Genomic DNA, 1,432 nt, shown 5'->3' on the forward strand with positions numbered 1-1,432 from the left:
AAAAACACAAACAAACAGACTTCAATGAGATCGGTTCAATTTAAAAAGTTACACGACAAGTAGTCTGACAGATGGGGTGACATCCGATGTCAAAATTTCGTGGAACGGAGCGACAAAAGAAACTCACGAGAAGATTATGTTGGGATCTCGATGGGAGAAAGTTTTAAAAAATGTACAGACTTTTATTTCTATAAGGGATGAGCATGCGTGCTTAGGCGGGAATCGTTGCCGTGTCACTTTCCAAATGACTTTTTTGGAGTCGAACGTGAATGAATTGCCCGATATTGTTCGACTCGCGATTAGTTTAGGCGTTGATAGGCTTAAAGGGCATCATTTATGGGCGCATTTCGGAGAGATCAAAAACGAATCTATGCGCCGCGATGTTGGTGCGATTCGTAGATGGAATGCAGCGGTGTTGGTTGCTCGTCAAATTGTCAGCGAACAGCCGCTCAGTAATGGAAAGCTACTGCTACTTGAAAACATTTTTCTTCTTGATGAGGATGATAAGGAAAATTTGGCACCAGGCGGGCAGTGTCCATTTTTAGGTAGAGAGGCTTGGGTAAGTGCCGTTGGACGATTTGATCCATGCTGCGCGCCAGATGCTCAACGACGTAATTTGGGGGATTTTGGAAACTTAAACGACATTAGTGTGATCGATATTTGGAGTGGTGATAAATATCGTAACCTACGTACTACATATCGCAATCGTCCTTTGTGCATAGCGTGCAATATGAGAAGACCCGTTCAGGAGTCAATATGAATTGGCGAAATGTATTGATTTCAGAGGATGCAACCCATCATGTAATCAACGGAGTCCCTGCGTATGATTTACGGTTTGATGAAGTGCTGAAATTTCATGAGCCTGGCTTGGCCCCGGTTCAGAACGCTCATTTAGCCTGGCATATTGATGCAAATGGAAGAGCTGCTTATCAACGGCATTTCCGTCGGACATTTGGATTTTACGAGGGGTTCGCAGCAGTCATATCCGCAAATGGATGGCATCATATTCGTCCTGATGGAGTAGATTTAACGTCTACTCGATATGAGTGGTGTGGGAACTTTCAGGAAGGACGATGTGCCGTTCGGCAGGTGGGCGGATCCTATCATCACATCCTATCAAACGGATTACGGTTTTATGATCAATGTTGGCGATATACCGGAGATTTTAAAGATGGTATTGCAGTCGTTCAGAGCAATGATGGACAATCGACGCATATTGATCGAGCTGGGAATCTCATTCATGAGAATTGGTTTCTTGATCTTGACGTATTTCATAAGGGCTATGCGCGCGCCAAATTTGCTTCTGGATGGGCGCATATTGATCGATTAGGGCGCGCAATTTATCTGCGCCGATTTCCCCATCTGTCAGACTACTTGTCGTGTAACTTTTTAAATTGAACCGATCTCATTGAAGTCTGTTTGTTTGTGTTTT

At 43.9% G+C, this 1,432-nt stretch carries 2 protein-coding genes; both read left to right on the forward strand.

All coding sequences use genetic code 11. The annotated features are described in order from the left end of the window. Positions 1-265: 265 nt before the first annotated feature. Positions 266-760: an SPASM domain-containing protein gene (locus QN359_RS19680; RefSeq protein WP_322248141.1), complete on the forward strand. Its 495-nt coding sequence runs from the start codon at positions 266-268 to the stop codon at positions 758-760. Further along, positions 757-1,398: a WG repeat-containing protein gene (locus QN359_RS19685; protein WP_322248142.1), complete on the forward strand. Its 642-nt coding sequence runs from the start codon at positions 757-759 to the stop codon at positions 1,396-1,398. The genes QN359_RS19680 and QN359_RS19685 overlap by 4 nt, the downstream gene beginning before the upstream one ends. Positions 1,399-1,432 lie beyond the last annotated feature (34 nt).

Origin of the sequence: Undibacterium sp. 5I2 (assembly GCF_035019605.1) — a bacterium.
Classification (GTDB): Bacteria; Pseudomonadota; Gammaproteobacteria; order Burkholderiales; family Burkholderiaceae_D; genus Undibacterium.